Source organism: Paenibacillus sp. S-38 (assembly GCF_049942825.1).
Taxonomy (GTDB): Bacteria; Bacillota; Bacilli; order Paenibacillales; family NBRC-103111; genus Paenibacillus_G.
On record NZ_CP187970.1, the window covers coordinates 5490871 to 5503338 of the forward strand.

Annotated in this window: 14 protein-coding genes; all 14 read right to left on the bottom strand. The window is 54.7% G+C overall.

The genetic code is table 11. The features are described 5' to 3' along the window. Nucleotides 1–26: 26 nt before the first annotated feature. The 14 genes from ACP26L_RS24080 to flgG all read right to left on the bottom strand — a co-directional run bounded on the left by ACP26L_RS24080 (nucleotide 27) and on the right by flgG (nucleotide 12368). Nucleotides 27–899, bottom strand: a complete 873-nt coding sequence (locus ACP26L_RS24080) for a MinD/ParA family protein (protein ID WP_426447066.1) — start codon at nucleotides 897–899, stop codon at nucleotides 27–29. Next, a complete protein-coding gene (gene flhF, locus ACP26L_RS24085; protein WP_426447067.1) occupies nucleotides 892–2208 on the bottom strand; it encodes a flagellar biosynthesis protein FlhF in 1317 nt (438 codons plus the stop codon). Before flhF ends, ACP26L_RS24080 begins: the two co-directional genes overlap by 8 nt. Beyond that, nucleotides 2205–4238, bottom strand: a complete 2034-nt coding sequence (flhA, locus tag ACP26L_RS24090; protein ID WP_426447069.1) for a flagellar biosynthesis protein FlhA — start codon at nucleotides 4236–4238, stop codon at nucleotides 2205–2207. The genes flhF and flhA overlap by 4 nt, the downstream gene beginning before the upstream one ends. A gap of 35 nt (nucleotides 4239–4273) precedes the next feature. Further along, nucleotides 4274–5368, bottom strand: coding sequence for a flagellar biosynthesis protein FlhB (flhB, locus tag ACP26L_RS24095; protein ID WP_426447071.1), 1095 nt, complete (start codon nucleotides 5366–5368; stop codon nucleotides 4274–4276). 20 nt (nucleotides 5369–5388) lie between these two features. Next, on the bottom strand, nucleotides 5389–6183 hold the full coding sequence (fliR, locus tag ACP26L_RS24100) for a flagellar biosynthetic protein FliR (protein WP_426447073.1): 795 nt from the start codon (nucleotides 6181–6183) through the stop codon (nucleotides 5389–5391). 12 nt (nucleotides 6184–6195) lie between these two features. Next, nucleotides 6196–6465: a flagellar biosynthesis protein FliQ gene (gene fliQ, locus ACP26L_RS24105; RefSeq protein WP_426447075.1), complete on the bottom strand. Its 270-nt coding sequence runs from the start codon at nucleotides 6463–6465 to the stop codon at nucleotides 6196–6198. 24 nt (nucleotides 6466–6489) lie between these two features. Next, the gene (gene fliP, locus ACP26L_RS24110) at nucleotides 6490–7257 is read right to left on the bottom strand and encodes a flagellar type III secretion system pore protein FliP (RefSeq protein WP_426447076.1); all 768 of its coding nucleotides are present in this window, start codon (nucleotides 7255–7257) and stop codon (nucleotides 6490–6492) included. Continuing rightward, nucleotides 7250–7744: a flagellar biosynthetic protein FliO gene (locus ACP26L_RS24115; protein WP_426447078.1), complete on the bottom strand. Its 495-nt coding sequence runs from the start codon at nucleotides 7742–7744 to the stop codon at nucleotides 7250–7252. The genes fliP and ACP26L_RS24115 overlap by 8 nt, the downstream gene beginning before the upstream one ends. Nucleotides 7745–7993: 249 nt before the next feature. Beyond that, complete coding sequence (locus ACP26L_RS24120) at nucleotides 7994–8356, bottom strand: response regulator (RefSeq protein WP_426447079.1); 363 nt, start codon at nucleotides 8354–8356, stop codon at nucleotides 7994–7996. A gap of 37 nt (nucleotides 8357–8393) precedes the next feature. Next, nucleotides 8394–9737, bottom strand: a complete 1344-nt coding sequence (gene fliY, locus ACP26L_RS24125; protein WP_426447081.1) for a flagellar motor switch phosphatase FliY — start codon at nucleotides 9735–9737, stop codon at nucleotides 8394–8396. Next, nucleotides 9727–10725 carry a flagellar motor switch protein FliM gene (fliM, locus tag ACP26L_RS24130; protein WP_426447083.1) on the bottom strand — a complete coding sequence of 333 codons (999 nt, stop codon included), beginning with the start codon at nucleotides 10723–10725 and terminating at the stop codon, nucleotides 9727–9729. The genes fliY and fliM overlap by 11 nt, the downstream gene beginning before the upstream one ends. A 30-nt stretch (nucleotides 10726–10755) precedes the next feature. Next, entirely contained in the window at nucleotides 10756–11232 is a 477-nt protein-coding gene (locus tag ACP26L_RS24135; RefSeq protein WP_426447084.1) for a flagellar basal body-associated FliL family protein, read from the bottom strand. Then, nucleotides 11232–11453, bottom strand: coding sequence for a flagellar FlbD family protein (locus tag ACP26L_RS24140; protein ID WP_426447086.1), 222 nt, complete (start codon nucleotides 11451–11453; stop codon nucleotides 11232–11234). Before ACP26L_RS24140 ends, ACP26L_RS24135 begins: the two co-directional genes overlap by 1 nt. Before the next feature lie 96 nt (nucleotides 11454–11549). Next, entirely contained in the window at nucleotides 11550–12368 is an 819-nt protein-coding gene (flgG, locus tag ACP26L_RS24145; protein WP_426447088.1) for a flagellar basal body rod protein FlgG, read from the bottom strand. Nucleotides 12369–12468: the final 100 nt, after the last annotated feature.

The following is a 12468-nucleotide window of genomic DNA, read 5'->3' on the forward strand; positions in this document are numbered from 1 at the left end:
TCTCGGATGGCAGCCTTTAGATCAGGCTACTGCTTCAACATCTTCATCATTTTGCTCAGGAAGCCTTTGATGGCCCCCCTCTCCTGCTGTGCCGGGAGATGTCCCGCAATGAAATCGTCGGCCAAATCGTTAATGGACTTGGATGCCGCGCTGTCCGGAAACGCCACCGTGAACGGCACCTGCTTCTTGACTGCTTTGGATACCGAGCTGTCATCCACTACATAGCCCAGCGTCGGAATGTCCAGACTTAAGAATTGTTTGGCTACCATGCTGATTTTATCCGCGGTCTGCCGGCCCTCCCGCCAATCAGTCACCCGGTTGACCACGAGCTTGAACGGGATTTGGTAATTCATCGAGTTCACCATTTTGATGATCGCGTAGGCATCGGTGATGGACGTCGGCTCCGGTGTCGTCACGACAATCGTCTCCTGGGCCGCCACGATGAATTTCAGGGTCTCTTTGGAAAGCCCGGCCCCCGTATCGAAGATGATCACGTCCACGTGGCCGTTGAGCTGCTCTACCTGAGCCGCGAAATAATCGAGCTGCTCATCGGAGAGGCGGATCAGGTCGTTGAAGCCCGAGCCTCCAGCTATAAACTGCAGATCGTTATACCCGGTGTGGATAATTTCCCAGATGGTCTTCTCTCGTTTGAGAAGGTGATACAAGCTGTACTTGGGGGAAACGCCCATAAGCACATCAATGTTCGCAAGACCAATATCGGCATCGAAGACGAGAACCTTAAGTCCTTTTTTCTGAAGCGCCAGAGCAAAATTGAGGGTGAAGTTCGACTTGCCCACGCCGCCCTTGCCGCTCGTTACGGTGATGATGCGTGTCGCCTTGTCGTTAGACGTCTCCTGCGTCTTTATGAGATTGCGGAGTCCTTGTGCCTGATCATTCATGGTTGTTATCCTCCAGAATCCTCTCGATCATGCGCAGCTCATCGAGTTCCTCAATATCGTCGGGCACATTCTGTCCGTTGGCGATATACGAAGTCTGCAGGCCGAAATCCCGGATCAGATTGACGATGGCGCCGAAGGAATCCGTTTCGTCCATTTTGGTGAAGAGCACTTTGTCCAGCTTAAATTTGCTAAAGTTGCTCGTGATGACTTTCATATCTTTATATTTGGTCGTCAGGCTGAGCACCAGGAAGGTCTCGCTCTGCCCCCCCGACTTCAGAAGCGCATTAAGCTCCGATACATACATTTCGTTGCGGAAGTTGCGGCCGGCCGTATCCATGAAGATCAGGTCGCGGTCCTTGAGGTTCTCGAACGCCTTGCCGAGATCCAGCGGTGAGAACACGACTTCGAGCGGCACGTTCAAAATGGTCGCATACGTTTTGAGCTGCTCTACGGCGGCAATCCGGTACGTGTCGGAGGTGATGAAGCCCACCTTGCGTTGATGCTTCAGCACCTGCTCTGCGGCCAGCTTCGCGATCGTTGTCGTCTTGCCGACACCGGTCGGGCCGACAAAATGGGCAATGCGGGTATCCCGCTTGATCGACTTCGTTCCCTTGGACTGCATGAGGGCGGTGAGCTGGCGGCGCACCGAGGTCAAGACGAACGTTTCGGTCAGCGGCTTCGGCTCCTCCTCGGCTTCCTCCATGACCTGCAGCATGAGCTGCTTCACGAGGAGCGGGTCCACTTCCTGCTCAAGCAGGCGCTGCTCGATCGTTTCCACTGCGGGATCCGTCGGAGTTTGCAGCGCCTGGTGCTGGGAGAGCCTTCTCATCATCTCCTTCATCTCGCGAAGCTCGCCCAGCATATCTTCTCCTGCCGGTGCGTTCTTGGAAAATGGAGAAGGAGCGGGAGCGTTAGCTGCCGGCTGCGCTGCCCGCGGGGCGGGTGCAGGAGGAGCCGGCGGCAGGACATCCGGTACGTCGGGAAAGGACAGCGCCGCTTCGTGCCGTTCTGCCTGCTGCGGCGCGCTGGCACCGTAGGCGGAAGCGACACTCGATCTCGGAGCGGTCGCCACAGGGGCGGCCGGCTTCGGCATCGTAGCGACGCCGGGTGCGGCAGCGGACGAAGGACCGCCGGGGGAAGCGGTATCCGTCGCTGCGATGACTTCAATCTTCTTCTTTGTGAACATCCCAAGGAATCCGCCGGAGCGGATCTCCTTGGTATTGATAATAACGGCGTCTTTGCCGAGATCCGTCCGGATCTTCTGAAGAGCATCCGGCATGGAATCCACTACATAACGTTTTACTCTCATAAGTTCACAACCCCCATGCTTTGGATTTCAACATTTGGCTCCAGCTCGCTGTACGACAATACGGGAATATCCTGCATCGTGCGTTCCAGCAGCTGCCGTAGATACATCCGGATCGTCGGCGAAGTCAGAACCACCGGCTGCTGTCCCGCTTGGAGCAGCTTCGTCACCTGATCGCTGATCCGCTGGTAGATCACCTGGGTGGAAGCCGGATCGAGCGCCAGGTAGCTGCCCTGATCGGACTGCTGCACCGACTCGGCGATCTTCTTCTCGAGGCTCGGGCCGACGGTAATGACCTTCAGGGAATCGCCGGCCGCCGCGAACTGCTGGGTAATCTGTCTCGAGAGAGCCTGTCTTACATATTCGGCCAGAATCTCATGATCCTTCGTGTACGTGCCGTAATCGGCAAGCGTCTCTAATATGGTAACCAAATCCCGTACCGATATTTTTTCACGAAGCAGTTTGACCAAAACTTTCTGCACGTCGCCGATCGCCAGGACGTTCGGAATGAGATCGTCCACCAGTGCAGGGTACGTTTCACGCACATTCTCGATAAGAGCCTTCGTCTCTTGACGGCCGAGCAGCTCGTGGGCGTGCTTCTTGATGATCTCGGTGAGGTGGGTCGCCACCACGGACGGAGGATCGACCACCGTGTAACCGGACAGCTCGGCGCGCTCCTTCGTCGCCTCGTCGATCCACAGGGCCGGAAGTCCAAATGCCGGCTCAAGCGTGTCGATCCCCGTGATCGAATCGTCGTCGTACCCCGGGCTCATCGCCAGGTAGTGGTTCAGCAGCAGATCTCCGCGGGCCACGATATTGCCCTTGATCTTGATGACATATTCGTTAGGCCGCAGCTGGATGTTGTCGCGGATCCGGATGACCGGAACGACCACACCAAGCTCCAGAGCACACTGGCGGCGGATCAGAATGATCCGGTCGAGCAGATCGCCGCCCTGCTGGGTATCGGCCAGCGGAATGAGGCCGTAGCCGAATTCGAACTCGATCGGATCCACCTGCAGCAGCGAGATGACGCTCTCGGGGCTGCGCACTTCTTCGATCTGCTGTTCTTCCTCGAGCTGTACGTCCTCCATTTCTTTCTTCGCCGCATTCTTCTGCAGCTTGTTCGCCGCGAACGCAAGCAGTCCTGCGATCGGCAGCGTCACGGTCAGATGGATCGGTGTGAAAATCCCGAGTGCCGCAACCGTACCGGCAATGATGTAGAGCAGCTTCGGATAAGCCGTCATCTGCTTCGTCAAGTCATGCGCCAGGTTGCCTTCCGAGTTGGCGCGGGTAACAATGATACCTGCCGCAGTGGAAATGAGGAGCGCCGGAATCTGGGATACGAGACCGTCACCGATCGTCATTAATGAATACAGTTTCCCCGCTTCGGACAAGGACATTCCTTTCATCGTCATTCCGATGGTCAGACCGCCGAGGATGTTGATGAAGAGCATGATAATCCCCGCGATCGCATCCCCTTTGACGAACTTACTCGCACCGTCCATCGCTCCGTAAAAATCCGCTTCGCGCGAGATTTTCTCACGGCGTTCCTTTGCCTGCGCCTCGTTGATGAGGCCGGCGTTGAGGTCGGCGTCGATCGCCATCTGCTTACCCGGCATCGCATCAAGCGTAAATCTTGCGGCAACTTCCGCAACGCGCTCGGAGCCTTTGGTAATCACGATAAACTGCACGAGCACCAGGATGATGAAGATAACGAAACCGACGACCAGATTGCCTCCCGCCACGAACGAACCGAACGTCATGACGACGTTACCGGCATCCGCGTTGGCGAGAATGTTACGTGTCGTGGATACGTTAAGCGCGAGCCGGAACAAGGTGGTGATGAGCAGGAGCGCCGGAAAGATGGAGAACTCCAGCGATTCCTTCGTGTTCATCCCGATCAAAATAATTCCGAGCGCAAGGGATATATTAATAATGAGAAGGACATCAAGCAGCCAGATCGGCAGTGGAACCACCATCATCAGAATAATGCCGATCACGCCGACCAGAACCACTAGGTCTTTGGGTTTCATGGCTTTGCCCCCTTATCTTCCTTACCCAAGTTGGGTTAATTCGCTTTACCTTTCATCTTATACACATAAGCCAGAACCTCGGCTACCGCCTGGAACATGTCGCCCGGGATCGGTTCCCCGATCTCTACCTGAGCATACAGGGCACGAGCCAGCGGCCGGTTCTCCATAATCATCACGCCGTGCTCCTTGGCTTTCTCCCGAATCTTGAGAGCCATGAAGTCGGTACCTTTGGCAATGACCGTCGGGGCACCCATCTTCGAAGCGTCGTACTGGATCGCCACCGCAAAGTGAGTCGGGTTGGTGATGATCACGTCCGCCTTGGGAACGTCCTGCATCATCCGCTGCATCGCCATGCGGCGCTGCTTCTCACGAATCTTGCCTTTGATATGAGGATCACCCTCGGTCTTTTTATATTCATCCTTGATGTCCTGCTTGGACATCCGCAGGCTCTTGGCATGGTCATACCGCTGGTACATATAATCGAAGAGCGCCAGCGCGATCAGAATGCCGCCGATCTTGATGCCGAGCATCATTGTCACGGAAGAAGCGTAGAGCACGATCTCCTCCATCGGCAGATGCGCCAGCTGCATAATATTCGAACGCTCGTTCATCAGCGTGTTATAGACGACAATCCCGATGATGGTCATCTTCAGGACCGACTTCAGAAAATCCACCGCGGCGCGGGGCGAGAACAGCTTCTTCACGCCTTCGATCGGATTAATTTTATTGAACTGCATTTTGAGGCCTTCACCCGTGACCAGAAAGCCGACCTGCATATAATTGCTTGCCAGTGCCATCAGCAGGGTCGCCCCAAGTATCGGGCCCAGGATGAACAGCATCTCAACCATGACTTTCTCTACGAGAACCATAACATTGTCTACGGACAAATTCATTAGGAGGAAGTCGCTAAAGATGGAATGAAACAGCCCGATTAGATGTTCTTTCATAAATCCGCCGAACAGATAAAAGGTCAAGAAGGAGAAGAACAAGATAAAGGCGGCCGACAGATCCATACTTTTGGCGACTTGCCCTTTCTTTCGGGCATCCTGCTTTTTCTTCGGAGTTGCAGCTTCGGTTTTCTCTCCGGAGAACAGCTGCAGATCCAATCTTAACCGATGTGTCGCAGCCATGCGGGTACCCCCTCCATTCCTCAGCTTTTACCTGGCGCGGCCGTAAACAGGCCGAAGAACTGTCCCATCGTATCCAGCATCTTGCTGAATAAATCTTTGAAAATGATTTCATAGCCGGGGAACAGCAGAACCAGAAGCAGAAAGCCTAGAATCATTTTGACCGGCAGACCGATCACGAAAATGTTAAACTGCGGAGCAACGCGTGCCAGAAGTCCCAGTCCCACATCCGTCAGGAACAAGGCCACCACTAAAGGGGCTGCCATCTGGAACGATAAGGAGAACACGGTGGCAAACGTCTTTACCATAAACTCGGACAGCTGTCCGTTGTACGCTTTAGCGAACATCTCGTTGCTGAGCGGCACCCATTCGTAGCTTCTCATGATCGCTTCGAGCAGGTAATGGTGCCCGTCAAAACCCAGGAACAACAGCAGGGCGACCATATATTTGAAATTGCCGATGAGCGGGCTCTGGTGCCCCGTCAAAGGGTCGATAACGTTCGCCATACCGAACCCGATTGCGATATCAATGAACGAGCCTGCAATCTGCAGAACCGAAACGAACATATAGGCTATGAAGCCGAGGCACAATCCGACGAGCACCTCGCGGACCAGGGTGAGGATGAACAGGGAATCCATCGCCACCGGTGTGGCTGTTCCCGTCCCCACAAAAGCAATGAAGGCCACGAAGAACGAAATACCGATCTTCATCTGTGCCGGTACGTGCTGCGCCGAGAAGATGGGCGCGATCACGAAGAAGGCGGTAACCCGGCAAAAGTAGAGAAGCAATCCCGGGAGATTCGCTGCGAGCCAGTCCATGCTACCCACTACCTATCCAACGTATTTGTAAAGGTTACTCATGAGATTGTACGTAAAGTCCACGAGCGTGGTCATGATCCAGGGGCCGAAGACCAGCATGGCTAGAAGGACAATGACGATCTTTGGAACGAACGCCAGGGTCTGCTCTTGGATCTGTGTCGTCGCTTGGAAAACCGAGATCACCAGACCGACAACCAAAGCCAGCAAAAGCATCGGCGCACTGGCCTTCAAGGTAATGTATACAGCTTCGCCCGCCAACCGGATAACGAATTCCGAACTCATGTGGCCACCTCCTTGAGCGTCTGTCTATGCATTATAACTGAGCAGCAGTGACCTTACAATGAGGTACCAACCATCCACCAGTATGAACAATAATATCTTAAATGGAAGCGAAATCATGACCGGCGGCAGCATCATCATCCCCATCGCCATCAGCGTGCTTGCGATAACCATGTCGATGACAAGGAATGGAATGAAGATCATAAAGCCCATCTGGAATGCCGTCTTGAGCTCGCTTATGGCGTAAGCCGGCACGAGCGCCGTAAGCGGCGTATCCTCTACTCCAGTCGGCGGTGCCGCCTTGGAGTAATCGAGGAACAATTTCAAATCCTTCTCTCTCGTATGCTTGAACATAAACTTCTTCATGGAAACCGCTGCGGTATTCATCGCCTGCGTCTGGCTCAGTTCCCCTCTCATATAAGGCTGAAGAGCCGTCTGGTTCACTTCACCGAAGGTCGGTGCCATAATGAAGAAGGTCAGGAAGAGCGCGAGTCCGATAAGCACCTGGTTCGGAGGCATCGCCTGCGTGCCCAGCGAAGTACGGACGAAGCTCAGCACGATGATGATCCGGGTAAAGCTTGTCATGAGGACCAGGATCGCCGGAGCGATGCTGAGTACCGAGATGAGCAGCAGGATCATGACCGTGTTGGAGCCGCCCTGCGGCGTATTGCCCGCCCCGCCGATATCAATGTTGATGCCCGGGATCGGGTCTGCCGCATAAGCCTGCCCGCCTGTCAGCGGGAGCAGAACCAGCAGCGCCAGAAGGATCAACAGCAGCTGTTTCTTGTTATTCATCTTGGTTTTTCCCATGTTTATCATTCAACCGTTCTGCATTGGAATCTTGGTTCATCATCTCTTCCATCATCTGCTTGCGCCCGGCCAGTCCCTGCATCTTGTTCTGGAACACCTGCTGGAAGGTTGCAGTCATATCAACCTCTTCCTCCTCCACCGGATTCCTGCGCAGCTTCTTCAGCCAGCCCAGCGCCGATTCGAAGCCCGGAGCGGCGAATGTCTGGGTTGTGCTCATCATCTCTGAGATGGACTGTACCTCCGCCGGATCCTCAATCTTCTCGAGCAGCTGTATGTTCTCGCCCACGCCTACAACATAGAGTGAGCTGCCGATCTCGACGATCTGGATCGATTTGTTCTGTCCGAGCGGCAGTCCTCCGAGAGAGCGGAGCGCCCTTCCGGCCATCCAGGTATTTCTTTTGGCGAGGACCTTCATGATCAAGAAGAAGATACCGATAATAATGATAAGAAAGAAGATCACCTTGAGTATCATAACGAGGGTATCCCCTCCGCCTCCAGCAGCTGGAGCGAATGGGTCCGCAGCCTCCGGTGCCGAAGCATCGGGGGCCGCGGGCCCATTTTGTGCTGCTGCGGAACAAACAGCAGCGGTTGCTGCTGCTGTTTGAGCTCCGAGTGTCATGATCATCAGAAGCAGTTTGGCCGTGAGTCCTCTCAACATCCCCACATCCCTTTACCCGATTGTGATGAGCTTCGCAGGCCCTCCACTTCTTCCACTGCCGGTTTAGCCAAGCGTTTTCTTGATCGCTTCGATTACGCGGTCCGCCTGGAACGGCTTCACGATGAAGTCCTTCGCTCCAGCCTGGATCGCATCGATTACCATCGCCTGCTGGCCCATGGCCGAACACATGATCACTTTTGCCGCACCGTCCAGCTTCTTGATTTCCTTGAGAGCCTGGATGCCGTCCATCTCAGGCATCGTGATATCCATCGTCACGAGGTCCGGCTTCAGTTCTTTGAACTTCTCGAGAGCCTGTGCACCATCGTTGGCTTCGCCTACAACCTCATAGCCGTTCTTGGAGAGGATATCGCGGATCATCATTCTCATAAAAGCTGCGTCGTCAACAATCAGAATTCGGTTTGCCATAGTATGCAGTCCTCCTAGGGGATCTTAATAATATTTTTTAGAGATTCAATTTTTGCAGACGATCCATTTGGTTCACAATGTCCGTTACGCGGACACCGAAGTTTTCGTCGATAACGACAACCTCGCCTTTGGCAATCAATTTATTATTAACCAGAATATCGACCGGCTCACCCGCCAATTTATCCAGTTCAATAATCGAACCTTGGGACAGCTCCAGGATGTCCTTGATGACTTTATTCGTACGGCCGAGCTCTACCGTGACCTTCAGCGGAATATCGAGCAGCAGGTTCAGGTTCGTATCATCAGCCTGCATCATGTTCGGTGCCTGGAAGGACGTGAACTGGGCCGGCTGGACATTCACATTGCGGCCTGCAGGCATGCCGTAAGCGGCCGGCTGCGGCGGATACATCGGTGCGCCCATCGGCGGATACATCGCCTGGCCGTAACCCGGCTGGCCGTATGGCTGCTGCGGCATCATCGGCGGCTGCATGGCGGCGGCTGCCGGCTGGCCGTAAGCGTCGTAGCTCGGATAAGCCGGCTGCGCAGGCGCAGCGTGCGCTGCTGCCGGTGCAGGTGCCGCCTGAGGTACAGGGGCCGGCGCCGGTGCTGCCGCTGGTGCCGCATGAGCTGCCGCCGGAGCAGGTGCCGGGGCGGCCGCCGCCACTTCTTCTGCAGCTCCGCCGCCCATCAGGATGTTGACCATATCCTTGGCGAAGGCTACAGGAAGCAATTGCATGATGTTTGAATCGATCAGGTCACCGATCGTCAGACGGAAGGAGATCTTGATGAACACATCTTCCTGCGGGATGGTGGTCATGTCCTGACCTTCCGACAAGTTTATTATGTCGACACCCGGTGGAGAAATATTTACAAAGCGATTAAAAATTGTGGACATCGACGTCGCCGAGGAGCCCATCATCTGGTTCATCGCTTCCTGGACCGCACTGACGTGGATCTCGGTCAGTTCTTCCTCTGCCACATTTGTGCCGTCTCCGCCCATCATCAGGTTCGCAATGACCTGAGCGTCGATCTTTTTGATTACTAGCAGGTTAATGCCGTCAAACCCGTCGACATAGTTAACGTTGATCGCAACATGCGGCTTTGGAAATTCCATCATGAGATCATCGCGGGCAATCACGGATACCTTCGGGGTCGTGATATCCACCTTCTTGCCGAGCAGCGTGGAAAGAGCGGTCGCTGCACTGCCGAAGGTAATGTTCCCGATTTCGCCGAGGGCATCCTGCTCCAGGGAGGTCAGATATTCTTCGGTGATCGGTGCGAAGCCGGAACCGGAAGTGCTGCCCTCATCGGACCCACCATCCGAAGACTGTTTGAGCAGAGCGTCGATCTCTTCCTGGGACAAGTAATCTTTATTCGTCATTCTCTTCCACTCCTTCGTTTACAATTTCACTGATTTGCACGGCCAGCTTCCCTTTGGCGGTTCCCGGTGTCCCGTAGAACTTCAATTTCTCTCCGATGCGGATATCGAGCGGCTGATCTACGGACTTGGTAAGGGGGATGACATCTCCGGCATTCAGATTCAGAAATTCTCCGACGGATATGGTCGAGCTCCCCAGCTCTGCAATAATCGGCAGTTTCGCTTTATTAACCCTCGACTGCAGAGCGGCCTGTTCTTCCGGTGCACTGGTCTTCTTCTGGGAGACGAACCAGTGGTGCACCGACAATCTCGGCATGATCGGCTCAATGACCACGTGCGGGATACACAGGTTAATCATCCCTGTTGTATCGCCGATCTTCGTGCTGAGCGAGATCAGGGCGATCGTCTCGTTCGGGGAGACAATCTGCATGAACTGCGGGTTGGTCTCCAGTGCCTCCAGTCTCGGCTCCAGGTCAATGACCGTCTTCCATGCTTCCTGCAGGCTCTCGAACGCCCTGGAGAAGATTCGCTCCATCACAATCGTTTCGATCTCGGTCAGCGCATTGATCTTGGACGGGCTCGTTCCCGCTCCGCCCAGCAGGCGGTCCAGCATCGCGAAGGCCACGTTCGGGTGAACCTCGAGTACCATCCGGCCTTCGAGCGGCTCGGCCTCGAAGATATTGAGGATCGTCATCTTCGGAATGGAGCGGATGAATTCATCGTACGGCAGCTGCTCGACCTGTACCACGTTAATCTGAACGAAGGTCCGAAGCTGGGCCGAGAAGTAAGTGGTCAAGTATCTTGCAAAGTTCTCGTGAATCCGCGTCAAGCTGCGGATATGGTCTTTGGAGAAGCGGACGGCTCTTTTGAAATCATAGGCGCGGACTTTCTTCTGCGTCTCTTCCTTCTTGAGCTCCTCCGCGTCCATCTCTCCAGAGGAAAGCGCCGCGAGCAGGGCGTCAATCTCATTCTGAGAAAGCACATCAACCATGAGCGTCACCTCCTGGTAAATCAGGGTTTATTATTGAAGCACAATATCGGTAACCATAATGCGGGAGAGCTTATTGCCTTCCTCGAGCATCGGGTTCATCTTATTCATCAGTGCGGCTCCGAGATTGTCGAAGCCTTTGCTGCCCGTTACTTCCTCGGGCTTCATATCGGCGAGAGTCTGAATCACGATCGCCTTCATCTGCGAATCCATCAGATCAAAGGCCGCTTTGCCGTCCGCGCTCTCCAGCTCGAAGGCCAGGCTCACTTTGATAAACTTGCTGCCGCCGGCCAGGTTTGTCAGGACGTCCTTCATCACCGCGGTGTTCGCCTTAATCTCTTCCGGCTTCAGCTTCTTCTTCGGCTTCACCTGCTCTGCCGTATGCTGAGCCTGCGCTTCAGGGTCGCTGGATTTGTCCATGTAGTTCCAAAGCACGAACGCCGCTGTCAGAATCAATGTTATCGCAATAAGGATAGCTACGACCATGATGAATATTTTACTTTTAAACACTATAAACCCTCCGTATCCAGAGTTTTGATCGTGCTGCCGACAACTCCAATAGTCTGTAAAAACTGCTGTATGGAGAGGACTACATCCGCAACCGGCTCGAGCACCATAATCTTCTTCCCGGTCACGAGAGAAATCATGGTGTCCGGCGTCGCCTCGATCGTCTCGATCAGCAGAGCGTTGAGATAGAACGGACTGCCGTTCAACCGGGTAAGCTGTACCATCCGTAACCCTCCGTTCCGGGTCTGCCGGGGAGAGCCGTACCCTCCCCTTAAGACACCTGTGATAAACTACTTATAATGAAGGAATGCTAATTCTTATTATCTCTTCAGGTTGACAATTTCCTGCAGAATTTCATCGGAAGTGGTGATGATCCGGGAGTTGGACTGGAAGCCGCGCTGGGCGACGATCATCTCCGTAAACTCGCCGGTCAGGTCCACGTTCGACATCTCCAGCTGACCGGATACGATTGAGCCTGTTCCGGTTGTCGTGTCACCGGCAACCGCTGCTGCGAGATCGATCGCTTCACCGGAGTTTGGCGTCTGGCGGTAGAGGTTGCCCCCGATTTTCTCGAGACCGCCCGGGTTCGTTACCTTGCCCACCGCGATAAACTGATCCGTGGAAGCGGCTGTACCGTCTGCACCGATCCCGATAATCTCACCGTTGTTTGCGATCGTGAAGGAGGTTACTTCTTCACCCAGCGTGATCGGCTCGCCGCTTGTGCCGAGCACGAACATCCCGTTCGAGTTCACCATCCGGCGCTGTGCGTCCAGCTGGAAGCTGCCGTCACGCGTCAGATACATATTCTCAGGGGTTCCGTCCTGGGATACCGCGAAGAATCCGTCGCCGTTGATCCGCAGGTCCGTAACCACATTCGTCGTCATCGCACTGCCCGGTGTATGGATCGTATCGATCGCACCCACCGTTACGCCGAGACCGATCTGCTTGGAGTTCACACCGCCCGCCGTATCGGTCGGGGCGCTCACGCCGGCAACGGTCTGGCTCAGGATATCCTTGAACATGACGCGGCCGGCCTTGAAGCCTGTCGTGTTGACGTTGGCAATGTTGTTGCCGATCACGTCAAGCTTCGTTTGGAAACCGCGCATACCGGATACACCGGAATAAAGAGATCTTAACATAGATAGATATCCTCCCATATGACGACTGTCACACCGGTAATATTTCGGGTGCAGCGCCTGTTGTAGTTTGCTCTCATGGTTGTTTCAATCGGTCCACAAC

Bases quoted from the DNA above. Each gene is read 5' to 3' on its own strand.
- ACP26L_RS24115 (WP_426447078.1), bottom strand. From the start codon at position 7,744: ATGATACTCAAGGTGATCTTCTTTCTTATCATTATTATCGGTATCTTC.
- fliQ (WP_426447075.1), bottom strand. From the start codon at position 6,465: ATGAGTTCGGAATTCGTTATCCGGTTGGCGGGCGAAGCTGTATACATT.
- flgG (WP_426447088.1), bottom strand. From the start codon at position 12,368: ATGTTAAGATCTCTTTATTCCGGTGTATCCGGTATGCGCGGTTTCCAA.
- fliP (WP_426447076.1), bottom strand. From the start codon at position 7,257: ATGAATAACAAGAAACAGCTGCTGTTGATCCTTCTGGCGCTGCTGGTT.
- flhF (WP_426447067.1), bottom strand. From the start codon at position 2,208: ATGAGAGTAAAACGTTATGTAGTGGATTCCATGCCGGATGCTCTTCAG.
- fliR (WP_426447073.1), bottom strand. From the start codon at position 6,183: ATGGACTGGCTCGCAGCGAATCTCCCGGGATTGCTTCTCTACTTTTGC.
- ACP26L_RS24120 (WP_426447079.1), bottom strand. From the start codon at position 8,356: ATGGCAAACCGAATTCTGATTGTTGACGACGCAGCTTTTATGAGAATG.
- flhA (WP_426447069.1), bottom strand. From the start codon at position 4,238: ATGAAACCCAAAGACCTAGTGGTTCTGGTCGGCGTGATCGGCATTATT.
- ACP26L_RS24140 (WP_426447086.1), bottom strand. From the start codon at position 11,453: ATGGTACAGCTTACCCGGTTGAACGGCAGTCCGTTCTATCTCAACGCT.
- fliM (WP_426447083.1), bottom strand. From the start codon at position 10,725: ATGGTTGATGTGCTTTCTCAGAATGAGATTGACGCCCTGCTCGCGGCG.
- ACP26L_RS24080 (WP_426447066.1), bottom strand. From the start codon at position 899: ATGAATGATCAGGCACAAGGACTCCGCAATCTCATAAAGACGCAGGAG.
- fliY (WP_426447081.1), bottom strand. From the start codon at position 9,737: ATGACGAATAAAGATTACTTGTCCCAGGAAGAGATCGACGCTCTGCTC.
- flhB (WP_426447071.1), bottom strand. From the start codon at position 5,368: ATGGCTGCGACACATCGGTTAAGATTGGATCTGCAGCTGTTCTCCGGA.